20 protein-coding genes are annotated in these 20,836 nt (G+C 62.8%); 7 read left to right on the forward strand and 13 right to left on the reverse strand.

The annotated features are described in order from the left end of the window. The 3 genes from ACQKPS_RS15945 (at nt 1) to ACQKPS_RS15955 (ending at nt 5,514) form a co-directional block, all read left to right on the forward strand. Nucleotides 1-1,098 carry a DUF1513 domain-containing protein gene (locus ACQKPS_RS15945; RefSeq protein ID WP_254481298.1) on the forward strand — a complete coding sequence of 366 codons (1,098 nt, stop codon included), beginning with the start codon at nt 1-3 and terminating at the stop codon, nt 1,096-1,098. Nucleotides 1,099-1,307: 209 nt separating this feature from the next. Then, entirely contained in the window at nt 1,308-2,456 is a 1,149-nt protein-coding gene (locus ACQKPS_RS15950) for an efflux RND transporter periplasmic adaptor subunit (RefSeq protein ID WP_427604822.1), read from the forward strand. Nucleotides 2,457-2,469: 13 nt separating this feature from the next. Continuing rightward, complete coding sequence (locus ACQKPS_RS15955) at nt 2,470-5,514, forward strand: multidrug efflux RND transporter permease subunit (RefSeq protein WP_427604823.1); 3,045 nt, start codon at nt 2,470-2,472, stop codon at nt 5,512-5,514. Nucleotides 5,515-5,575: 61 nt separating this feature from the next. Here ACQKPS_RS15955 and ACQKPS_RS15960 read toward each other — a convergent pair whose 3' ends face one another. The 5 genes from ACQKPS_RS15960 to colR form a co-directional block, all read right to left on the reverse strand. Continuing rightward, nucleotides 5,576-5,797: a hypothetical protein gene (locus ACQKPS_RS15960; protein WP_254481303.1), complete on the reverse strand. Its 222-nt coding sequence runs from the start codon at nt 5,795-5,797 to the stop codon at nt 5,576-5,578. Continuing rightward, a complete protein-coding gene (locus tag ACQKPS_RS15965; RefSeq protein ID WP_254481304.1) occupies nt 5,794-6,495 on the reverse strand; it encodes a lipopolysaccharide kinase InaA family protein in 702 nt (233 codons plus the stop codon). The genes ACQKPS_RS15960 and ACQKPS_RS15965 overlap by 4 nt, the downstream gene beginning before the upstream one ends. A gap of 6 nt (nt 6,496-6,501) precedes the next feature. After that, the gene (locus tag ACQKPS_RS15970) at nt 6,502-7,182 is read right to left on the reverse strand and encodes a class I SAM-dependent methyltransferase (RefSeq protein WP_254481305.1); all 681 of its coding nucleotides are present in this window, start codon (nt 7,180-7,182) and stop codon (nt 6,502-6,504) included. 107 nt (nt 7,183-7,289) lie between these two features. Beyond that, a complete protein-coding gene (locus tag ACQKPS_RS15975) occupies nt 7,290-8,591 on the reverse strand; it encodes a sensor histidine kinase (RefSeq protein ID WP_254481307.1) in 1,302 nt (433 codons plus the stop codon). After that, complete coding sequence (colR, locus tag ACQKPS_RS15980) at nt 8,581-9,264, reverse strand: two-component system response regulator ColR (RefSeq protein ID WP_003255215.1); 684 nt, start codon at nt 9,262-9,264, stop codon at nt 8,581-8,583. The genes ACQKPS_RS15975 and colR overlap by 11 nt, the downstream gene beginning before the upstream one ends. Before the next feature lie 180 nt (nt 9,265-9,444). Between colR and ACQKPS_RS15985 the strand changes: the two genes are divergently transcribed. After that, nucleotides 9,445-10,173: a phosphatase PAP2 family protein gene (locus ACQKPS_RS15985; RefSeq protein ID WP_427604826.1), complete on the forward strand. Its 729-nt coding sequence runs from the start codon at nt 9,445-9,447 to the stop codon at nt 10,171-10,173. A 58-nt stretch (nt 10,174-10,231) separates the two neighbouring features. Here ACQKPS_RS15985 and groL read toward each other — a convergent pair whose 3' ends face one another. The 5 genes from groL to ACQKPS_RS16010 all read right to left on the reverse strand — a co-directional run bounded on the left by groL (nt 10,232) and on the right by ACQKPS_RS16010 (nt 14,832). Beyond that, a complete protein-coding gene (gene groL, locus ACQKPS_RS15990) occupies nt 10,232-11,872 on the reverse strand; it encodes a chaperonin GroEL (protein WP_176508333.1) in 1,641 nt (546 codons plus the stop codon). A gap of 50 nt (nt 11,873-11,922) precedes the next feature. Continuing rightward, nucleotides 11,923-12,216, reverse strand: a complete 294-nt coding sequence (locus ACQKPS_RS15995; RefSeq protein WP_054884602.1) for a co-chaperone GroES — start codon at nt 12,214-12,216, stop codon at nt 11,923-11,925. A gap of 251 nt (nt 12,217-12,467) precedes the next feature. Beyond that, on the reverse strand, nt 12,468-12,929 hold the full coding sequence (locus ACQKPS_RS16000) for an FxsA family protein (RefSeq protein ID WP_254481309.1): 462 nt from the start codon (nt 12,927-12,929) through the stop codon (nt 12,468-12,470). A gap of 67 nt (nt 12,930-12,996) precedes the next feature. Then, complete coding sequence (locus tag ACQKPS_RS16005) at nt 12,997-13,728, reverse strand: HugZ family protein (RefSeq protein WP_427604828.1); 732 nt, start codon at nt 13,726-13,728, stop codon at nt 12,997-12,999. 93 nt (nt 13,729-13,821) lie between these two features. Next, nucleotides 13,822-14,832, reverse strand: coding sequence for a DUF481 domain-containing protein (locus ACQKPS_RS16010; RefSeq protein WP_427604830.1), 1,011 nt, complete (start codon nt 14,830-14,832; stop codon nt 13,822-13,824). A 153-nt stretch (nt 14,833-14,985) separates the two neighbouring features. On the opposite strand from ACQKPS_RS16010, the gene ACQKPS_RS16015 reads away from it, so the two are divergent. Then, nucleotides 14,986-15,339: an MGMT family protein gene (locus ACQKPS_RS16015; protein ID WP_254481312.1), complete on the forward strand. Its 354-nt coding sequence runs from the start codon at nt 14,986-14,988 to the stop codon at nt 15,337-15,339. 43 nt (nt 15,340-15,382) lie between these two features. Next, nucleotides 15,383-16,930 (forward strand): AmpG family muropeptide MFS transporter, encoded by a 1,548-nt coding sequence (locus tag ACQKPS_RS16020; protein ID WP_254481313.1) that lies wholly within the window; start codon nt 15,383-15,385, stop codon nt 16,928-16,930. Between the two features lie 68 nt (nt 16,931-16,998). On the opposite strand, the gene ACQKPS_RS16025 is transcribed toward ACQKPS_RS16020, so the two are convergent. From ACQKPS_RS16025 to ACQKPS_RS16035, 3 genes are all read right to left on the reverse strand, one after another. Further along, on the reverse strand, nt 16,999-18,243 hold the full coding sequence (locus ACQKPS_RS16025) for an MFS transporter (protein WP_427604833.1): 1,245 nt from the start codon (nt 18,241-18,243) through the stop codon (nt 16,999-17,001). Between the two features lie 123 nt (nt 18,244-18,366). Then, entirely contained in the window at nt 18,367-19,206 is an 840-nt protein-coding gene (locus ACQKPS_RS16030) for a mechanosensitive ion channel family protein (RefSeq protein ID WP_254481315.1), read from the reverse strand. Between the two features lie 116 nt (nt 19,207-19,322). After that, on the reverse strand, nt 19,323-19,808 hold the full coding sequence (locus tag ACQKPS_RS16035) for a YajQ family cyclic di-GMP-binding protein (RefSeq protein ID WP_054884610.1): 486 nt from the start codon (nt 19,806-19,808) through the stop codon (nt 19,323-19,325). Between the two features lie 102 nt (nt 19,809-19,910). Here ACQKPS_RS16035 and ACQKPS_RS16040 point away from each other — a divergent pair, with 102 nt between their 5' ends. Further along, nucleotides 19,911-20,828 (forward strand): putative 2-dehydropantoate 2-reductase, encoded by a 918-nt coding sequence (locus tag ACQKPS_RS16040; RefSeq protein ID WP_254481316.1) that lies wholly within the window; start codon nt 19,911-19,913, stop codon nt 20,826-20,828. The last annotated feature ends 8 nt before the right edge of the window (nt 20,829-20,836 follow it).

Below are 20,836 nucleotides of genomic sequence, written 5' to 3' on the forward strand. Positions count from 1 at the left end.
ATGCTGCGACGCCAGGCCCTCAAACTCGGTAGCGTATTGCTCAGCGCCCTGACCCTGGGCGGTTGGAGCCTGCTGCGCAACAAAGGCAGCGAACCCTTGCTGTTGTCGGCGCGGGACGATGGCGACGGCAAGCATTACGCGGTCGGGTTCCGCCTGGACGGCACCCAGGTGTTCAGCACCCAGGTCGCCCAGCGTTGCCATGCGATCATCAACCACCCCGAGCTGCCGATCGCCCTGTTCGTCGCCCGTCGCCCCGGTACCGAAAGCTACCTGGTCGACCTGCGCGACGGGCGCTTGCTGCAGACCATCACCTCGCAACCGAACCGGCACTTCTATGGCCACGCGGTGATCCACAAGAGTGGCGAATGGCTGTATGCCACCGAAAACGACACCACCGACCCAGGCCGCGGCGTGCTCGGCGTGTACCGTTTCGAGGGCGAACGGCTGGTGCACAGCGGTGAGATCCCGACCCATGGCATCGGCCCCCATGAGGTGGCCTGGCTGCCGGACGGCGAAACCCTGGTGGTGGCCAACGGCGGTATCCGTACCGAGGCCGAGAGCCGGGTCGAGATGAACCTCGACGCCATGGAACCCAGCCTGGTGCTGATGCAGCGCGACGGCACCCTGCTGAGCAAGGAAACCCTGGCCCAGCAGATGAACAGCGTGCGCCACCTCGCAGTCGGCGACGATGGCACCATTGCCGCCTGCCAGCAGTTCATGGGGGCTGCCGACGAAACCGCCGAGCTGCTGGCGATCAAGCGCCCGGGCGAGCCGTTCAAGGCCTTCCCGGTGCCGGAGCGCCAGCTGCAATCGATGGCCCAGTACACCGCCAGCGTCGCCATCCACAGCGACCTGCGCCTGGTAGCGCTGACCGCACCGCGGGCCAACCGCCTGTTCGTCTGGGACCTGGACAGCGGCGCGGTGAAGCTCGACGCACCGATGCCCGATTGCGCCGGGGTCGGCGCGGTCAAGGATGGGTTTGTCGTGACTTCCGGGCAGGGTCGTTGCCGCTTCTATGACTGCCGCAAGGCCGAACTGATCGGGCAACCGATGAACCTGCCGTCCGGGTTCTGGGACAACCACCTGCACCTGGTCTGAAGGCCCTTTCGCGGGGCAGGCCCGCTCCCACAGGTTCACTGTAATCCCAAGGATTATGGGATCCCTGTGGGAGCGGGCTTGCCCCGCGAAGAGGCCGGCACAGGCAATCCCCTCTCCTTCTGCAATACTACTCTCTATCCGCACGTGGGCAGGATCGCCCGTTGTCGTGTCAAAACGAATAACAACCACGCATCCAAGGAACCGGACTTATGCTGCGCCGCCGCATGCTCATCATGTTGGCTGTCGTTCTGTTGATCGTGCTGGCCCTGGGGGGCTACAAGGGCTTCTCGATCTACCAACAGATCCAGATGTTCTCTGCGCCCAGGCCACCCATCACCGTTGCGGCCGCCCCGGCCGAACAGCGCCAGTGGCAGGAGCGCCTCCCTGCCGTCGGCAGCCTCAAGGCCCTGCAAGGCGTCGAACTGAGCCTGGAGGTAGAGGGCATCGTCAAGGCTTTGTACTTCGACTCGGGGCAGAAGGTCAAAGCCGGGCAACCCCTGCTGCAGCTCAACGACGACCAGGAAACCGCCCTGCTCGGCACTGCCCAGGCCGACCTGGGGCTGGCCAAGGTCGACTTCGGTCGCGGCAGCCAGCTGGTCGGTGATGCCGCCATCTCCCGCGGTGAATTCGATCGCCTGTCCTCCCAGTACCGGCGCAACCAGGCGGTGGTTGAACAACTGAAGGCGCAGAAGATCAAGAAAAGCATCAACGCGCCGTTCAGCGGCACCATCGGCATTCGCCAGGTGGACATCGGCCAGTACCTGGCCGCCGGCACGGTGATCGCCACCCTGCAGGACTTGTCCAGCCTGTACGTCGACTTCAACGTCCCAGAGCAGGCCTTGCCGCGCCTGAGCCTGGGCCAGCAAGTGCTGGTGCAGGTGGCCGCCTACCCTGGCCAGACCTTCCCGGCCAGCCTCAGCGCGATCAACCCCAAGGTCGATGAGAACACCCGCAACCTGCTGGTTCGCGCGACCCTGGCCAACCCGGACGACAAACTGCTGCCAGGCATGTTCGCCAACCTGCTGATCCTGCTGCCCGACCCGCAACCCCAGGTGGTCGTGCCGGAAAGTGCAATCACCTACACCCTCTACGGCAACTCGGTGTACGTTGCCACGCCGAAGAAGGACAAGGACGGCCACCCCGCCACCGACGAAAAGGGCGAGCCACAGCTCAGCGCCGAACAGCGCACCGTACAGACCGGCGAACGCCGCGATGGGGTGGTGGTGATCAGCAAGGGCCTCAAGGCCGGGGAGCGGGTGGTCACCGCCGGGCAGCTCAAGCTGACCCCCGGTGCAGCCATCCGCATTGGCCAGGACAGCGCGCTCAAGCCCGAACAGGGCGCACCGCGCAGCGACTGAGCAGGAGGCAGGCATGGCGTTCACCGACCCGTTCATCCGCCGCCCGGTGCTGGCCAGCGTGGTCAGCCTGCTGATCCTGCTGCTCGGCTTCCAGGCATGGCACAAGCTGCAGATCCGCCAGTACCCGAAAATGGAGAACGCCCTGATCACGGTGACCACCGCCTACCCCGGGGCCAACGCCGAGACCATCCAGGGCTACATCACCCAGCCGCTGCAACAGAGCCTGGCCAGTGCCGAAGGCATCGACTACATGACCTCGGTCAGCCGCCAGAACTTCTCGGTGATTTCCATCTACGCGCGCATCGGCGCCGACAGCGACCGCCTGTTCACCGAACTGCTGGCCAAGGCCAACGAAGTGCGCAACCAGCTGCCGCAGGACGCCGAAGACCCGGTGCTCAGCAAGGAGGCCGCCGACGCCTCGGCACTGATGTACATCAGCTTCTACAGCAAGCAGATGAGCAACCCGCAGATCACCGACTACCTGTCGCGGGTGATCCAGCCCAAGCTTGCCACCTTGCCAGGCATGGCCGAGGCGGAAATCCTCGGCAACCAGGTGTTCGCCATGCGCATCTGGATCGACCCGGTGAAACTGGCCGGCTTCGGCCTCGCCGCCAGCGACGTGACCAATGCCGTGCGCCGCTACAACTTCCTCTCCGCCGCCGGTGAGGTGAAGGGCGAATACGTGGTCACCAGCATCAACGCGAGCACCGAGCTGAAATCGGCCGAAGCCTTTGCCGCCCTGCCGCTCAAGGTGTCCGGCGACAGCCGGGTGCTGCTGGGTGATGTGGCACGTGTGGAAATGGGCGCGGAAAACTACGACACGGTCAGCTCGTTCGATGGCACGCCGTCGGTCTATATCGGCATCAAGGCCACCCCGGCAGCCAACCCGCTGGACGTGATCAAGGAAGTACGGCGCATCATGCCCGAGCTGGAAAGCCAGCTGCCGTCGGCACTGAAGGTATCGATCGCCTACGACGCCACACTGTTCATCCAGGCGTCCATCGATGAAGTGATCAAGACCCTCGGCGAAGCGGTGCTGATCGTCATCGTGGTGGTGTTCCTGTTCCTCGGCGCCCTGCGCTCGGTGCTGATCCCGGTGGTGACCATTCCGCTGTCGATGATTGGCGTGCTGTTCTTCATGCAGATGATGGGTTACTCGCTGAACCTGCTGACGCTGCTGGCCATGGTACTGGCCATCGGCCTGGTGGTGGACGATGCCATCGTGGTGGTAGAGAACATTCACCGGCACATGGAGGAAGGCAAGTCCCCCTTCGATGCGGCCCTGGAGGGCGCACGGGAGATCGCCATGCCGGTGGTGTCGATGACCATCACCCTGGCGGCGGTGTACGCCCCTATCGGTTTTCTCACCGGGCTCACCGGTGCGCTGTTCAAGGAGTTCGCCCTGACCCTGGCCGGGGCCGTGGTGATCTCCGGCATCGTCGCCCTGACCCTGTCGCCGATGATGTGCGCCCTGCTGCTGCGCCAGGAGCAGAACCCCAGCGGCCTGGCCCATCGGCTCGATGTGCTGTTCGACGGCCTCAAGGTGCGTTACCAGCGCGTGCTGCACGCTACCCTCGACAGCCGCCCGGTGGTGCTGGTGTTCGCCGTGATCATCCTGTGCCTGATCCCGCTGTTGCTCAAGTTCACCCAGAACGAACTGGCGCCCAACGAGGACCAGGGCGTGATCTTCATGATGAGCAGCTCGCCGCAGCCGGCCAACCTCGACTACCTGAATGCCTACACCGACCAGTTCACGCCGCTGTTCAAGAGCTTCCCCGAGTACTACTCATCGTTCCAGATAAACGGCTTCAACGGTGTGCAGAGCGGCATCGGTGGCTTTCTGCTCAAGCCCTGGAACGAACGCCAACGCACGCAGATGGAGCTGCTACCGCTGGTGCAGGCCAAACTCGAGCAGATCGGCGGGCTGCAGATCTTCGGCTTCAACCTGCCGTCGCTGCCGGGTACCGGCGAGGGCCTGCCGTTCCAGTTCGTGATCAACACCGCCGGTGACTACCCTGCCCTGCTGGAAGTCGCCCAGCGGGTCAAGCAGAGGGCGCAAGAGTCAGGCAAGTTCGCCTTCCTCGACATCGACCTGGCCTTCGACAAGCCAGAAGTGGTGGTCGACATCGACCGGGCCAAGGCGGCGCAGATGGGCGTGTCCATGGATACGCTGGGCAGTACCCTGGCCACCCTGCTGGGCGAGGCTGAAATCAACCGCTTCACCCTCGAAGGCCGCAGTTACAAAGTGATTGCCCAGGTGGAGCGGCCCTACCGGGACAACGCCGGCTGGCTGAACAACTACTACGTGAAGAACGAGCAAGGGCAGCTGCTGCCCTTGTCGACGCTGATCACCCTCCGTGACCGCGCCCGCCCGCGCCAGCTCAACCAGTTCCAGCAGTTGAACTCGGCGATCATCCAAGGGGTGCCGATGGTCAGCATTGGCGAGGCGTTGCAGACGGTGCGTGATATTGCCCGGGAAGAAGCACCTGAGGGCTTTTCCTTCGACTATGCCGGTGCGGCCAGGCAGTACGTTCAGGAAGGCAGCGCCCTGTGGGTGACCTTCGGCCTGGCACTGGCGATCATCTTCCTGGTGCTGGCCGCGCAGTTCGAGAGCTTCCGCGACCCGCTGGTGATTCTGGTGACCGTACCCTTGTCGATCTGTGGCGCGCTGCTTCCGCTGTTCCTCGGCATTTCCAGCATGAACATCTATACCCAGGTGGGGCTGGTGACGCTGATCGGCCTGATCAGCAAGCACGGCATCCTGATCGTCGAGTTTGCCAACCAGTTGCGAGAGGAACAGGGCTTGAGCATTCGCCAGGCCATCGAGGAGGCTGCCGCCATTCGCCTGCGGCCGGTGCTGATGACCACGGCGGCCATGGTGTTCGGCATGGTGCCGCTGATTTTGGCTACCGGCGCCGGGGCGGTCAGCCGGTTCGACATCGGCACGGTGATCGCCACCGGGATGTCGATCGGGACCTTGTTTACCCTGTTCGTGTTGCCGTGTATCTACACCTTGCTGGCGCACAAATCCGCTACCAAGGAACCGCTGGCAGCCTGATCCGGCTGCCTCAAAAACAAAGGCCTCGCGTTCGCGAGGCCTTCATCTTGCTCGAGCGCCATCAGCCAAACGGCCGCAGCCCCTGGCGCATGCCGAAGAGGAACAACAGCAAGTCCTGGTCTGGTTCAGCCTTGGCCTGCTGCGCCTTGACCGTATGCGGCACCGCGCATTGGCCAGCCTTGCTGAACACCACAGGCCGCGGCTCTTCCCAGGCAGCTACCGCCGCCGTGGTCACAGCCAGCCCAGCCACCAGGAATAAAGCTCGAGCTATTTCTAGTTTCATCGCCCTAACCCTTTGACAGCGCTGCCAAACGCCATCTGGTAAAAATAGAGCAGCGTTTGCCATTCCGTGTCATTTAGCGACGAGTGGCGGCGCAGCTGGCGCAGGTCGTTGCCTGCAGCCCGCTGACAGCTGATACGTCGTCGGCACTTTTCCAGGTCCAGGAGTGCTACCTCGACGCGGGCCTGCTCACCTTCGCCGATGACCTTGATGAAGACGTGCTTGCCGTACAGGCAGCCATGCTGCCAATGCCCCAGGTGCATGCGCGCCAGGTTGTCGGCCAGGTCCTTGAGCATGCGTTCATGCACTACCTGCGGATACCGCTCGCGCGCACCTTCGGCATGCCAGGTGTCGAGCTCGACAAAGCCATCCAGCGCCTCGCTGACCAGCAGCGCACGCCATTGATGCTCTGGATCACGCTCGGCACCACAGAACACGATACGTGGCACGCGCACACCGAGTTGTTCGAAGCTGTTCAGTGCATCGAGCTCGCGCAACACCGTCGGCCTGCCGAATGGGTGTAACAGGCTGCGATAGATATGGCCAACCTGACGCTTGGCATACAGCACCTTGCCGTTGCCATCCCTCAGACGTTGTACGCCACTTTCACCACCGCGCCGCTGGTTGGGTTCCTCGACCCATTCACCTTGCTGGCGCCAGTAATAATCGAACCGCGACTCCCCATTTTGGGCTACAGCCATCAAACACTACCCCTTACGCAATACATATACCCGCCACATGGCATAGAACGGCAGGAAGTCGAGGCGCTCCTGGATTCTGAAGCCGGCGGCCTTGAATTCTGCTTCAACCGTTTCTGCCGGTAACACGAAACGGTTCTGATAGCTGCCCTGTTCGCCGTTGGCACTGCGCTTTTGCTCGAGCTTCTGGCGGCGCCAAGCCTTGAAGTTACCGTCCACCCACAATGACAGGATTACGCTGTCACGGCTAACCCTTTGAAACTCGTCAAGAATGGTTTTGCGATGAGCCGCTTGGCCAATATGGTGAAACAGTCGCATGCAGAAAATGCTGTCGACCGAATTATCCGGCAAATCGATCGCGAATGCCGAAGTCTGCAAAGGGCGTACCCGCGCCACCACTTCTGGCGGTTGTGCGGCACAAGCGGTCTTGATCATCGCCTCGGAGTTATCGGCGCCGATGATCACCCGGTTCGGCTTTTCCGCCAGTAACGGCCAGAATCGGCCTGCTCCGCAGGGCAGATCGAGGACCAGGCCCGGTTCTCCGGCCAGCGTCAGGGCACGACGGGCAAGATGCTCGTCGCGCTTGTGGGACAGGCGTCGTGCCAGTCCGTCCTGATGCTTGAGGAAATACGCTTGGGCGTGTTGCTGGTCGTACTTCTCGGAAAATTCGAGTTTGATCGGGCTGCGCATCGAAAGGCTCCTATCTTCAATGCGCCTACCTTAGGTACCCAACCGTGGGAAACAGGTCATGCCAATGTGAAAATAACGTCATCAAACGGCAGGACTGTTTCATCTTATTACAGGGTGGGATCGGTCTTTTCCGCACTCTGGCTCAGGTCCACCTGGAAGCGGCAGCCGTGCGGCGACGTCGAACTCAATGTCACCCGCCAGCCTTGGTCATCGCAGATCCGCTGTACCAGCGACAGGCCCAGGCCGAGGCCTTCGCCACGCCGCTCCTCGCCCCGCACGAAAGGCTGGAACATGGCCTCGCGTTTTTCCTCCGGGATACCCACGCCGCTGTCTTCGACGCTGAAGCCGTTGAGCTCCAGGCTCAGGCGGATATAACCGCTATCCGTGTAATGCGCGGCATTACGCAGCAGGTTGCCCATCACCGAGTGCAGGAAGGTGGCGTTGTACAGCAGTGGGCCTGCACTGACCTGCCCATCATAGTAGAGCGCCAGGCCCTTCTGCTCGATGGTATCGCGCCACACCCCGATCAAGTCGTCGGCGACTTCGCGCAGGGTTGCCTGGGACGCCACGGCGCCCTGGTCGCGCTGGGCACGCGCCAGCATCAAGAAGGTCTTGACCAGCTCGCGCATCTCTTCCGTGGCGCGGGCGATGCGCTCTACCTGGTTGCGCGAGCGGGTATCCAGATTGGGGTTTTCCATCAGCAGCTCGCACGAGGTGGCCAGCACCATCAGCGGTGTACGCAGCTCATGGCTGACATCGCTGGTGAACAAACGCTCGCGGGTCAGTGCATCACGCAGCCGGCCGAGGGTATCGTCGAATGCCGCCGCCAGCTGGCCGACTTCGTCGGCCGCGTAGTCCGGTGCCAAAGGCGGCGCCAGGCCGAGCAGCTGGTCGCGATGACGCACCTGGCGCGCCAGGCGGATGACCGGTGCCATTACCCTGCGCGCCAATAGCCAGCCGAGCACCACGGCCAGTACCAGGCTGAGCACGAAGCCCACCACCACCACGGCGAACAGCACCCGCTCACGCTCTTCGAAATCGCTTTGGTCCTGCAGCAGTACGTAGCGGCGACCATCGACGATCTCGACCATCGCGTGGTAGGACAGCTGGTCGCGGAATACTTCATGGAAGCCCACATCGAGGTGGCGCAAGTCCTTGGGCAGCTCGAAATCATCGCGCCCGCCACTGAAGTAGAACAGCTGGTCGGGCCGTGGCCGGTGGCTCCAGTCACTGACGCTGTCCATGCGCAGCAGGCGCTGCAGATCGCCGCCGAGCACCGATGAGATCAGGCGCTCCTCAACCAGATGCACGGTGGCAACGATACCGAAGGCGAAGGCGCCGGCCACCAGCGCGCTCATCAACGCAAAGGCGATGATGATGCGCTGGGCAAGGCTTTGCTTAAACTCCATCGCGGCCCTCGGCGAGGCGATAGCCGACGCCATGGACGGTATGCAGCAGCGGTTTCTCGAACGGTTTGTCGATCACTTGGCGCAGCTGGTGCACATGGCTGCGCAGGCTGTCGCTGTCAGGGCAATCATCACCCCACAGGGCTTCTTCCAGCACTTCCCGGCGCAGCACGTGCGGGCTTTTCTGCATCAGTACGGCGAGCAGCTTGAGGCCGACCGGGTTGAGCTTGAGCAGGCGGCCCTGGCGGGTCACTTCGAGCGTATCGAGGTCGTAGCTCAGGTCCGCGACCTGCAGGGTACGGCGCCCGCCGCCCTGGGCCCGGCGCAGCACCGCTTCGATGCGCGCGGCCAGTTCGGACAGGGCAAAAGGCTTGAGCAGGTAATCATCGGCACCGGAGCGGAAGCCCTGCAGGCGGTCGTCCAGCTGGTCGCGTGCCGTGAGCATGATCACCGGGGTGTCACGGCGGGCATCCTCGCGCAGGCGCTTGCACAGGGTATAGCCGTCGATGCCGGGCAGCATGATGTCGAGCACGATCAGGTCGTAATGCTCGGTGGCGGCCAGGTGCAGGCCCGAGAGGCCGTCCTGGGCGCAGTCGACGGTGTAGCCTTTCATGCCCAGATAATCGGCAAGGTTGGCAAGAATATCGCGGTTGTCTTCAACCAATAGAATACGCATCGGGTTCTCCTGTGCGGCGCTTCGCTACGGTGCGCGGCAGGCGCAGCTTAAGGCCATCGCCGGTACTGTGCCAGCCCTGGGGCAAATTCAGCGAACTTGACAGTTTTTTCACTGATCCTTCACGGACAGAGAATAGCGGGCGCATGACAATGCCCGGTCTTTTTACCCCCTGGAGCTGTCATGCAACAACGCACTCGTCCGCGTCCGATCAACCTCTGGCTGTACCTGGGCATACCGCTGGCGGTTGCCGCGACCCTGCTGCTGCTGGAACTGACCTCGGTCGACATGGACGTCGCCAACCTGTTCTACGACCCCGCTGCAGGGCAGTTCATCGGGCGTCACAGTTACCTGCTGGAAACCGTCATGCATGACCGGGTCAAGCAAGGCGTGATCCTGCTTGGCCTGATCGCGCTGGGCGCGTTCGCTTCGAGCTTCTTCTGGAAGCGCCTGTTCAGCTGGCGCCGCGAGCTGGGTTGCCTGGTGCTGGCGCTGGGGTTATCAACCGCCTTCGTCACGCCACTGAAGAAGGTGACCCAGGTGCAATGCCCCTGGAGCCTGACCCAGTTCGGCGGCAAGGAAACCTACAGCAAGCTGCTGGAACATCGCCCGGCGACCGACAAGCCAGGCCTGTGCTGGCCAGGTGGGCATGCCGCCACCGGTTTCTGCCTGTTCGGCCTGTTCTTCATGCTGCGTGACCGCAAGCCGAAGCTGGCGCGGGTGGCGTTCGGGGTGGCCCTGGTGGCTGGCTCGACGCTGGGGCTGGGGCGGATGCTGCAGGGCGCGCACTTCCTGTCGCACAACGTGTGGACGGCGGTGTTCTGCTGGTTGATCGGCCTGGGGTCGTATTACCTGGTGCTGTATCGCAAGGGCATGGCCGAGGCGCCAGCCGCCGAGCATCGCGTCGCCTGAAAATGAAAAAGCCCCGCACTAGGCGGGGCTTTTTCTTGGTGCAGGGGGTAAGGCTGGCTTACATCATGCCGCCCATGCCACCCATGCCGCCCATGTCAGGCATGCCAGCAGCTGGCTTGTCTTCCGGCAGGTCGGCAACCATGGCTTCGGTGGTGATCATCAGACCGCCGATCGAAGCAGCAGCTTGCAGCGCCGAACGGGTGACCTTGGCTGGGTCGAGGATACCCATCTCGATCATGTCGCCGTATTCGCCGGTAGCGGCGTTGTAGCCGTAGTTGCCCGAACCTTGCTTGACCTTGTCAGCGACAACGCTTGGCTCGTCGCCGGCGTTGGCAGTGATCTGGCGCAGCGGGGCTTCTACAGCGCGACGCAGCAGGGCGATACCGACGTTCTGGTCTTCGTTGTCGCCTTTGAGACCGGCAATGGCAGCCAGGGCGCGAACCAGGGCAACACCACCGCCAGGCACCACGCCTTCTTCGACGGCTGCGCGGGTAGCGTGCAGGGCGTCTTCAACGCGGGCTTTCTTCTCTTTCATTTCAACTTCGGTGCCAGCACCGACCTTGATCACGGCAACACCGCCAGCCAGCTTGGCCAGACGCTCTTGCAGCTTCTCACGGTCGTAGTCCGAAGAGGTTTCTTCGATCTGGGCACGGATCTGCTTGACGCGTGCTTCGATGTCGGCGTCAACGCCAGCACCGTCGATGATGGTGGTGTTTTCCTTGGACAGGATGACGCGCTTGGCGTTGCCCAGGTGCTCCAGGGTGGTGGTTTCCAGGGTCAGGCCGATTTCTTCGGAGATGACCTGGCCGCCGGTCAGGACGGCGATGTCCTGAAGCATGGCCTTGCGGCGGTCGCCGAAGCCCGGTGCCTTGACCGCAGCAACCTTGACGATGCCGCGCATGTTGTTGACCACCAGGGTAGCCAGGGCTTCGCCTTCGACGTCCTCGGCAACGATCAGCAGAGGGCGGCCGGCCTTGGCAACGGCTTCCAGAACTGGCAGCAGCTCACGGATGTTGGAGATCTTCTTGTCGACCAGCAGCAGCAGCGGGCCTTCCAGCTCGGCAACCATGGTGTCCGGCTTGTTGACGAAGTATGGCGACAGGTAGCCACGGTCGAACTGCATGCCTTCTACGACGGACAGTTCGTTTTCCAGGCCCGAGCCTTCTTCAACGGTGATCACGCCTTCTTTACCGACTTTTTCCATGGCTTCGGCGATGATTTCACCGATGGAGTTGTCGGAGTTGGCGGAGATGGTGCCTACCTGAGCAATGGCCTTGGAGTCGGCGCATGGCTTGGACAGGTTCTTCAGCTCGGCGACAACGGCGGCGGTGGCCTTGTCGATGCCGCGCTTCAGGTCCATCGGGTTCATGCCGGCAGCAACGGCTTTCAGGCCTTCGTTGACGATGGCCTGAGCCAGAACGGTAGCGGTGGTGGTGCCGTCACCGGCAGCGTCGTTGGCCTTGGAAGCAACTTCCTTGACCAGCTGGGCGCCCATGTTTTCGAAGGCGTCTTTCAGTTCGATTTCTTTGGCGACGGAAACGCCGTCCTTGGTGATGGTCGGAGCGCCGAAGCTCTTGGCCAGCACCACGTTACGGCCTTTCGGGCCGAGGGTCGCTTTTACTGCGTCAGCCAGAACGTTGACACCAACCAGCATTTTCTTACGAGCGGAATCGCCGAATTTTACGTCTTTAGCAGCCATGATCGTTTAATCCTTGAAAAATCTTTGGAGTAACGGGAAGTCGGGGAAAATCAGCCTTCGATAACGGCGAGGATTTCGTTCTCGGCCATGATCAGCAGGTCTTCGCCATCGACTTTCACGGTGTTGCTGCCCGAGTAAGGGCCGAATACCACTTTGTCACCGACTTTAACGGCCAGCGCACGTACTTCGCCGTTTTCCAGAACGCGACCGGTGCCAACTGCAACGACTTCACCGCGGTTTGGTTTTTCTGCGGCCGAACCCGGCAGGACGATACCGCCAGCGGTTTTCGATTCTTCTTCGCTGCGACGGATGACTACGCGGTCATGCAGAGGACGAAGCTTCATTGTCGATCTCTCCCAAATAGTGGTTTTCATCGGCCGGTACGAAACCGGCGGGTTAATGCAATCCGGCGATGCCGGGGGTGGCCCGCAAAGGGCGAACCACCTTTGTCATGACTGGTGTTTCCACCAGAAACCTTGCGGTGACCACATACATGAGGCCGCCATATGCAATTACAAGGCTTGATATGCAAAAAATTTCAGGGTGCTGAAAAAGACCGAGGCCGCTTGCGCGGCCCCGGAGGATACAGCCCTGATTATTGATCGCGGCGCTCGTACTCGCCTTCGATCACGTTCGGGCGATGGCCGCCGTCACGCGGCGGTGCCTGGAACGGGTCGTCCTGGAACGCCCGCTGGCGCATGGCCTGGGCTTCGGCGCGTTGGCGCATCTTGCGCGCCGCCAGATGGCGGGTGAACGGCAGCAAGCACAGCAGGCCCAGCACATCGCTGATGAAGCCGGGCAACAGCAGCAACCCCCCACCCACGGCCAGCATCAGGCCCTGGAACATATCCTCGGCGGGCAGTTCGCCACGCTGCAGGCTTTCGCGGGCACGCAGGGCGGTGGCGAGGCCGGCCACGCGTACCACCAGCACACCCAGAGCAGAACCGGCGATGATCAGCAGCAGCGCCGGAAAGAACCCGATGGCGCCGGCAACCTTGACGAAAACGAACAGCTCCAGCACCGGAAACAGGAGAAACAGCAGTAGAAAAGCACGCATCAAAGCATTCCTCGTCGGAAGAGACCCTTCCTGTAAGACCTACAGATGGATGCATGCGCTCGCTATTTCAAGCCTCGACTTCCGTCGCAGTCGGCCATTGGTCGGCGCGCGCCAGCAGAACCAATGCTTCGCGGACTTGTGTCGGGGTGTTGCAAGGAGCCGGAAATGCCAACCAGTAGATGCCCTGGCCGATACGCAGGTGCATGCCTTCGCTGTCGATGCCGACCATCTGGGGCGGCACGCTGCGCGGCAGGCCGCTCAGCTCGACGTAATGGGCGATGGCATCGGCATGGTCGCTGTTCATGTGCCCGATCATGCTCGCCTCGGCCTTGCCCACGAACGGGTTGGCCAGGGTTACCTGGTCGAGCCAGTGGATCGCACCGAAGCCGCCGATGTAGCGATGGCGCACTGGCTGCAGGACCCAGAAGTCGAAATCATGGGCCTTGTGGTAGTTGGCGGCATCGGGAAAGTAGCGGTAGTAGCGCTCGGCGGCGGCCTCGATGGCAGCCTCGTCGACCAGCTTGTGCGCCTCTGCCATCACCGTCAGGCGGCCTACGGCCTGCACGTCTTCGGCTTCGCGCTCACCGACCAGCAGTGAGCACTTGGGGTCTTTCTGCAGGTTGTGAGTGTGCTGGGCGATGCGGCTGATCAGGATCAACGGATTGCCCTGGGCATCCAGGCAGTACGGCACCACTGATCCGAACGGGAATCCAGGCATGGACTTGGAATGGGTCGAAAGCACGCCGCGGTATTCCTTGAGCAGCAGTTCCCGGGCGGGGCGAATGGCGTTGGTACTCACGTGAGGGCGGCTCCTGACGGCGGACTGGATGCTGACAAGATAAGCATTATCAGCTGCCAGCGCCAATGGGCTGCTGCGCAGCCCATTGGCGAGTTACCAGGTCACACCGAACCCTGCGGTATAGCGGGTCTTGTCCAGATCGCTGTCGCGCGTCCCGGTAATGATGTCCTTCTCTGCCTTTAGGTTGAGCGAAGCCCATTCGGTGACCTTGTAGCGCAGCCCCACTTCGGCATCCAGCGCGTAGTCGGCCACACCGCCCAGCGGCTTGGCGAACTCACCATTGGTGAACAGCTGGACGTTCTTGCCGATCAGGTAGCGGGTGTAGTCCCACTTCACCGCCGCCGAGTAGAAATTGTCCTTGGCGCCGTCCTGGTACTCGAAGTCGGTACGGTTGATCAGCGAGCCCAGCGAGAACGCGCCCAGTTCGTCGTCCCAGAACTGGTAGCCAGGGCCGGTACCGATCGTGCGCTGGCGTGAGAGGTCTTCGATGCGGTCGCGCTTGTACTCCATGCGTCCCTGCCAGAACCACTTCTCGGTGAGGAAGCGGTCAAGCGCGTATTCGGCGCTCCAGTTGTCGGTGGTGGTGACGTCGTCTTTGGTTTCCCGGTTGTATTCGCCTTCGGCATTGTGCCGCCAGCGGCCGTGGCGGGCGGTGGTCTTGAAGTCGATGTCGTAGTCGTCGCTGTCGGTCTCGGCACGCTTGTAGTCCATGGCCACGTCGACGTTGCCTTTCCAGATGAAGTCCTCGACCAGCGGTTTCGGCTTCAAGATTTGCTGAACACTGGCGAGGTCGACCGTCTTCGGTGCATCGCCGTTGGCCAGGGTCACCTTGCCCGGCTCGGCAGCCTTCAGTGACTTGGCCTTTTCGCCGCTATAGGCGTCCTGCTTGACCAGCAGTTCCTGGTCGCTATCCAGGGTCTGGACCTGTTTCCAGTCCAGCGAGATCGAGCCGCCATAGGGGGTTTCCAGCAGCAGCTTGCCCCCGTCGAATACACGGATCTTGCCGCTGAGCCGGTCACCGTTCTTCATCCACACGGTGTCGGCGAACACCGGGCTGGCGCACAGGGAAGCGGTCAACAGGCAAAGCAAGGATCTAGAATACATAAGCGCGCTACAGGTTCGATTTGACGAAAAAAGCCGGGCATTATCCAGATACCACCGACCAGAGCAAGGACTGACCCAGGAGCATGCCGTTGAGTTCAACACTGATTTGCCGCGACCATTCGTCCGGTTTCATCCCAGGCCAGGGCAGCCGTGATGCCTGAGGGATATGAGCACACCCTGGCATCGCCCGAAGCCCGACGAACGGCGCTGTATTCGGTGCTTGGCCAAGTACCTGAGGGCAAGGTGGTCAGCTACGGCGAGCTCGCCGAGCTGGCGGGGCTTGGGCGGGCGGCACGTTGGGTCGGACGCACACTTGGCCAGTTGCCAGCCGATACCCGATTGCCCTGGCACAGGGTGGTAGGTGCAGGAGGTCGCTTGAGCCTCGCTGCCGGCACGCCATCCGGCGATGAACAGCGGGCTCGTCTGCGGGCGGAAGGTGTTGAAGTGTCTAATAATCGTGTGGGAATAGCGCGCCATGGCTGGCGCCCGATGGAGCACAGCGGTTAGAGTGCGCGCTTTGTTTCCGCAAATTTGAGGCAGATGTTGGTCCATGCCCCGTAAAACCTGGCGCGCTGCGCTCGCTGCCTATGCCAGCCCGTCAACCTTGGTGCTTTTGCTGCTGGGCTTCGCCGCCGGCCTGCCTTACATGCTGGTGTTCTCGACCCTGTCGGTGTGGCTACGTGAAGCCGGCGTGGCCCGTGAAACCATTGGCTACGCCAGCCTGATCGGCCTGGCCTATGCCTTCAAATGGGTCTGGTCACCGCTGCTCGACCAATGGCGCCTGCCGCTGCTTGGCGGCCTGGGGCGACGACGCTCGTGGCTGTTGCTGTCGCAATCGCTGGTGGTGATCGGGCTGGTCGGCATGAGCTTGTGCGACCCGCAGCAACACCTTTCCTGGCTGATCGCCCTGGCGGTGCTGGTGGCCTTTGCCTCGGCCACCCAGGATATCGCCGTCGATGCCTATCGCCTGGAGATTGCCGATGACCAGCGCCAGGCGGCCCTCGCCGCCAGCTACATGGCCGGTTACCGGGTTGCCGCCCTGCTCGCGACAGCAGGCGCGCTGTTCTTCGCCGAATGGTTCGGTTCCACCGGCTTCAGCTACTTGCACAAGGCCTGGGCCGGTACTTACGTGCTGTTCGGTGTGTTGATGCTGCCGGCGCTGTTCACCACGCTGGTGATGCGTGAGCCACCGGTGCCAATGCGCACCCAGCTGTCGGCCGCACGCTATGGCCTGATGCATCAGATGGCCTCGGTGTTCGTGCTGATCATCCTGTTGGTGTCGGTGCCGGCCAGCTTTACCCAGATGTTCAACACCGGCTGGTCGAGCGTCATTTCCGGCGATGCGACGCCTCTCGACCTGCTGCTCGAAGACCGTGCCTTCCTGCGCCTGATCCTCTACGTGCTGCTGACCTGGGCCTGCCTTTCGAGCATGGGCCGGCGTGGCCTGGCCCCGGTGCTGACACCGGTGCACGACTTCATCTCCCGCTACCGCTGGCAGGCCCTGTTGCTGCTCGGCCTGATTGCCACCTATCGCATGTCTGACACGGTCATGGGCGTCATGGCCAACGTGTTCTACATCGACATGGGCTTCACGAAGGACCAGATCGCCAGCGTCAGCAAGGTTTTCGGCCTGGTCATGACCCTGGTCGGTGCGGGCGTCGGCGGCTTGCTGATCGTGCGTTTCGGCATCCTGCCGATCCTGTTCATCGGCGGCGCGGCCTCGGCGGCCACCAACATCCTGTTCCTGATGCTGGCCGACATGGGGCCGAACCTGGAAATGCTGGTGGTGACCATTTCGCTGGACAACTTCAGCTCGGGCCTGGCGACCTCGGCATTCGTCGCCTACCTGTCGAGCCTGACCAACCTGAAGTTCTCGGCCACGCAATATGCCTTGCTCAGTTCGATCATGCTGTTGCTGCCACGCCTGATCGGCGGCTACTCAGGGGTGATGGTGGAGAAGTACGGGTACCACGACTTCTTCCTGATCACGGCACTGTTGGGCGTGCCCACGCTGATCCTGATCGCGCTGCACTGGCGCCAGGAAGTGAGCCGGGGAAAGCAGGTGCCGGTGGATAACCCGGCGACCGAGCAGCCCTGATAGTTCTCCACTGTCTGTACCGGCCTCTTCGCGGGTGAACCCGCGAAGAGGCCGGTACAGACACAAGATTATTCAGCCACAGCCCCTTCCCCAGGCCGCCCACCGACTACGAACCACAGCGGCCACAACGCCAGGGCACCCGCCACTCCGGCAGCCAGGGCAAAGTGCAGCAAGCTCTCCCCCGCCCCGATCATTGCCAGCAGTGCACCACCCAGCCCCAGCAAGGCAATGGTGATCATCCCCAGCATGGCCGACACCAACCCTTTGCTTTGCTCGCTGGCGAACAGCGTCATGCGGTACAGCACCGCATTGGCCACACCCAGCCCCAACGCATACAGCGACATGCCAGCAACCACGCTGGTTACCGTCGGCCATACCCAGGTCGCCAGCAGCATCAGGCACAGGCCGGCCAGGTACGGCACCAGCGCGCCGCGCACCAGGGCCGGCAGCGGGTAGCGGTCGGCGATGCGGTTGATGATCAGGTTGCCCAGGATCAGCCCACCAAACACCGGCAACTGCCACAGCGCATATTCCATCGTACTCAGCCCCTCATCGTGAATCAGCAGCACCGGCGACAGGCCGATCCAGCCAATCAGTGGCAGGCCCACCAGCCCCAGCGCGGCACTGCCGGCCACGAACTTGCGGTTGGCCAGCAACTGGCCGTAACCGGCGAGCAGTGGCAGCAGGTGGATCGGGGTGAACGGCAGCCGTGAGCCATCACGACGCTCGACACCGAGGGTTTCCGGCATCAGCCGATGCAGCAGCAACCAGCACAACACCGCGCCGATGGCAAAGGCCACGAACAGCCAGCGCCAGTCCAGCCATTGCAGCATGAGGGTCCCGACCAGCGGGCCGAGCAGCGGCGACAGCAAGGCGATGTTGGCCAGCAACGCCATCATGCGCACCGCGTCCGCTTCGCTGAACGACTCGTTCAGTGCCGGGTAGCTGACCGTCACCACGAAGCCCAGGCCGACGCCCTGCGACAGGCGCAGCAGGTTGAACAGGCCGATGTCCTGCACCCAGTAGGTGGCCAGGCAGACGCCGCCGAAGAACGCGCAACCGGCCAGCAGCAAGGGACGGCGCCCATAGCGGTCGGCCAGCGGGCCGATCAGCCATTGCAGCACCACGCCACCGAGCAGGTACAGGTTGAGCGCGTGCGGGATGTACTCCGGGCTGGCGTTCAAGTGCTCGACCACCACCGGCATCGCCGGCATCACGGCGTCGCTGGCCAGGTAGGTGAGCAGCTCGAACAGGGCCAACGTCAGGCCGAACAACAGGGCACGAAGAGGGGTGATGTACAGCAGTGGTTTCATGATGGCGTATCTGGTGCGGGCAGGAGGGGTCAGGCTATATGCCAGAGATGGCGGGGAATTGCTGTGAACAAGTGTAAGGAGGCTGAAAATGACTGGGGCCGCTGTGGCGGCCCCGGTCTGGCGTTACTGCGCTGCAGTTTCCTGCACCACGCGGATCACCCGCTGCGGGAACGGAATGTCGATTCCTTCAGCCTTCAACCGGTCACGGGCATGCTCGTTGAGCATGAACATCACGTCCCAGTAGTCGGCGGTCTTGGTCCACAGGCGCAGCGACACGGTGATCGAGCTGTCACCCAGGGTCGAGACTACCGCCTGCGGCGCCGGGTCCTGCAGCACGCGAGGGTCCTGCGCCAGCTCCAGCAACACGTTGCGGGCCTTCTGCAAGTCAGCCTCGTAGTCCACGCCCACATCGAACACCACCTTGCGCGTCGGCTGGCGGTTGGTGTTGGTGATGATGCCATCGGACAGCGCGCCGTTGGGGATGATCACCGTCTTGTTGTCACCCGTACGCAGCACGGTGTGCAGGATCTGGATGCTGTCGACGGTACCGGCCACGCCCTGCGCCTCGATCCAGTCGCCGATGCGGAACGGGCGGAACATGAGGATCAACACGCCACCTGCGAAGTTGCGCAGGCTGCCCTGCAGGGCCAAGCCGATGGTCAAGCTCGCGGCACCGATGGCGGCGACGAACGAGGTGGTCTCGATGCCAATCATCGAGGCCACGCTGACCACCAGCAGCACTTTCATCATGATGTTGGCGAAGGTGGCGATGAAGCTCTGCAGCGCGACGTCGGCGCGCAGGCCCACCAGCTTGCCAAGGCGGGCACTGAGCCGGTTGATGATCCACCAGCCGATGGCCAGGGTGAACAGCGTCAGCAGCAGGCGGCTGCCGTATTCCATGATCAAGGGGATCCAGGTCTGCGACTGGCGAACCAGCTGATCGACTTCAGCGTTCAAATCCATGTATTCATCTCCTGATGCCGAGCGGCACGTACACAGTAAAGCAGGCCGCTGGTCTTGCAGCGGCCATGGACCCCATGGACATCATTACGCCATCGGGGTTCCGGACCTCCCGGCGATCAGTCGCGGAAGTTGTTGAACTGCAGCGGCATGTCGAATTCCTTGGTGCGCAGCAGGGCAATGGCTTCCTGCAGGTCGTCGCGCTTCTTGCCGGTGACACGCACCTGCTCGCCCTGGATCGCGGCCTGGACCTTGAGCTTGCCATCCTTGATGGTGGCGACGATCTTCTTGGCCAGGTCCTTGTCGATGCCTTCGCGGAACTTGGCTTCCTGTTTCTTTTCCTTGCCCGAGGCGTACGGATCCTTGGTTTCCAGGCACTTGACGTCGATCTTGCGCTTGACCAACGCCAGGCGCAGGATTTCCAGCATGGCTTCGAGCTGGAACTCTTCCTCGGCGGTCAGCACCACGGTCTGCTCCTTGTCCTTGAACTCGAAGCTGCCCTTGCCCTTGAGGTCATAGCGGCGATCGAGGTCCTTGATGGCGTTGTCGACCGCGTTCTGCACTTCGTGCTTGTCCAGTTCCGATACCACGTCGAACGAAGGCATGGGTAATCTCCATAAAATAAACGCGCGCTCAGTCTGAACATGGAGCGCGTCGGTGTTAGCGGGTTAAAATGCGGGCTCATTATAACGGGTTGCGAAACGCAGATGAGCAGCACCTGGCATATTCTCGGCGCCGGTAGCCTCGGCAGCCTCTGGGCCTGCCGCCTGGCACGCGCCGGCAAGGCAGTACGCCTGATCCTGCGTGATGCACAGCGCCTGCAGGCCTACCAGCAGGCCGGCGGCCTGACGCTGGCCGAGCAGGAGCAAACCCGCCGCTACGCCATCCCGGCCGAAACAGCCGAATCTGGCGGGCCCATCCACCGCCTGCTGGTGGCCTGCAAGGCCTACGATGCCGCTCCCGCCGTTGCCCGCCTGGCGCCGCGCCTGGCTGAGGGCGCGGAACTGGTGCTGTTGCAGAACGGCCTGGGTAGCCAGGACGAAGTCGCCGACCAGGCCCCACTCGCCCGCTGCATCTTCGCTTCCAGCACCGAAGGTGCATTCCGCGAGGACGACTGGCGGGTGCGCTTCGCCGGTCATGGTTTCAACTGGCTGGGGGACACGGCCAACCCCACCCCTCCAGAGTGGTTCGATGACCTGAACGACGCAGGTATTCCGGGCGAATGGACGGTCGACATCCTTACCCGCCTGTGGCGCAAGCTGGCGCTCAACTGCGCCATCAATCCGCTGACCGTGCTGCACGATTGCCAGAACGGTGGTTTGCTCGGGCACCTCGGCGAGGTCGAAGCGTTGAGCACTGAGCTGGCCGAGCTGCTGCGCCGTTGCGGCCAGCCCGAAGCCGCAGCCGATCTGGACGAAGAAGTGCTCCGGGTGATCCTGGCCACTGCGGCCAACTACTCTTCCATGTACCAGGACGTGCGCGCTGGCCGGCGTACCGAAGTGCACTACCTGCTGGGCCATGCCTGCCGGGCAGCCGAGCGCCACGGCATGGCGCTGCCACGGCTGGAACACCTGCACCAGCGTCTGGTCGATAACCTGCGAGCGCGTGGTTTGCCCAGCGCCTGACGTCAACC

The organism is Pseudomonas sp. NPDC086566 (genome assembly GCF_050280885.1).
Lineage (GTDB): Bacteria > Pseudomonadota > Gammaproteobacteria > Pseudomonadales > Pseudomonadaceae > Aquipseudomonas > Aquipseudomonas vlassakiae.

What these genes read in the sequence shown, in the direction of transcription:
- ACQKPS_RS16010 (WP_427604830.1), bottom strand. Translation starts at nt 14,832, where the DNA reads ATGTATTCTAGATCCTTGCTTTGCCTGTTGACCGCTTCCCTGTGCGCC.
- ACQKPS_RS15970 (WP_254481305.1), bottom strand. Translation starts at nt 7,182, where the DNA reads ATGCGCAGCCCGATCAAACTCGAATTTTCCGAGAAGTACGACCAGCAA.
- ACQKPS_RS15955 (WP_427604823.1), top strand. Translation starts at nt 2,470, where the DNA reads ATGGCGTTCACCGACCCGTTCATCCGCCGCCCGGTGCTGGCCAGCGTG.
- ACQKPS_RS15945 (WP_254481298.1), top strand. Translation starts at nt 1, where the DNA reads ATGCTGCGACGCCAGGCCCTCAAACTCGGTAGCGTATTGCTCAGCGCC.
- groL (WP_176508333.1), bottom strand. Translation starts at nt 11,872, where the DNA reads ATGGCTGCTAAAGACGTAAAATTCGGCGATTCCGCTCGTAAGAAAATG.
- ACQKPS_RS15995 (WP_054884602.1), bottom strand. Translation starts at nt 12,216, where the DNA reads ATGAAGCTTCGTCCTCTGCATGACCGCGTAGTCATCCGTCGCAGCGAA.
- ACQKPS_RS15965 (WP_254481304.1), bottom strand. Translation starts at nt 6,495, where the DNA reads ATGGCTGTAGCCCAAAATGGGGAGTCGCGGTTCGATTATTACTGGCGC.
- ACQKPS_RS15950 (WP_427604822.1), top strand. Translation starts at nt 1,308, where the DNA reads ATGCTGCGCCGCCGCATGCTCATCATGTTGGCTGTCGTTCTGTTGATC.
- ACQKPS_RS16035 (WP_054884610.1), bottom strand. Translation starts at nt 19,808, where the DNA reads ATGCCTTCGTTCGACGTGGTATCGGAACTGGACAAGCACGAAGTGCAG.
- ACQKPS_RS16030 (WP_254481315.1), bottom strand. Translation starts at nt 19,206, where the DNA reads ATGGATTTGAACGCTGAAGTCGATCAGCTGGTTCGCCAGTCGCAGACC.
- colR (WP_003255215.1), bottom strand. Translation starts at nt 9,264, where the DNA reads ATGCGTATTCTATTGGTTGAAGACAACCGCGATATTCTTGCCAACCTT.
- ACQKPS_RS16025 (WP_427604833.1), bottom strand. Translation starts at nt 18,243, where the DNA reads ATGAAACCACTGCTGTACATCACCCCTCTTCGTGCCCTGTTGTTCGGC.
- ACQKPS_RS16040 (WP_254481316.1), top strand. Translation starts at nt 19,911, where the DNA reads ATGAGCAGCACCTGGCATATTCTCGGCGCCGGTAGCCTCGGCAGCCTC.
- ACQKPS_RS15985 (WP_427604826.1), top strand. Translation starts at nt 9,445, where the DNA reads ATGCAACAACGCACTCGTCCGCGTCCGATCAACCTCTGGCTGTACCTG.
- ACQKPS_RS15975 (WP_254481307.1), bottom strand. Translation starts at nt 8,591, where the DNA reads ATGGAGTTTAAGCAAAGCCTTGCCCAGCGCATCATCATCGCCTTTGCG.
- ACQKPS_RS16015 (WP_254481312.1), top strand. Translation starts at nt 14,986, where the DNA reads ATGCCTGAGGGATATGAGCACACCCTGGCATCGCCCGAAGCCCGACGA.
- ACQKPS_RS16020 (WP_254481313.1), top strand. Translation starts at nt 15,383, where the DNA reads ATGCCCCGTAAAACCTGGCGCGCTGCGCTCGCTGCCTATGCCAGCCCG.
- ACQKPS_RS16000 (WP_254481309.1), bottom strand. Translation starts at nt 12,929, where the DNA reads ATGCGTGCTTTTCTACTGCTGTTTCTCCTGTTTCCGGTGCTGGAGCTG.
- ACQKPS_RS15960 (WP_254481303.1), bottom strand. Translation starts at nt 5,797, where the DNA reads ATGAAACTAGAAATAGCTCGAGCTTTATTCCTGGTGGCTGGGCTGGCT.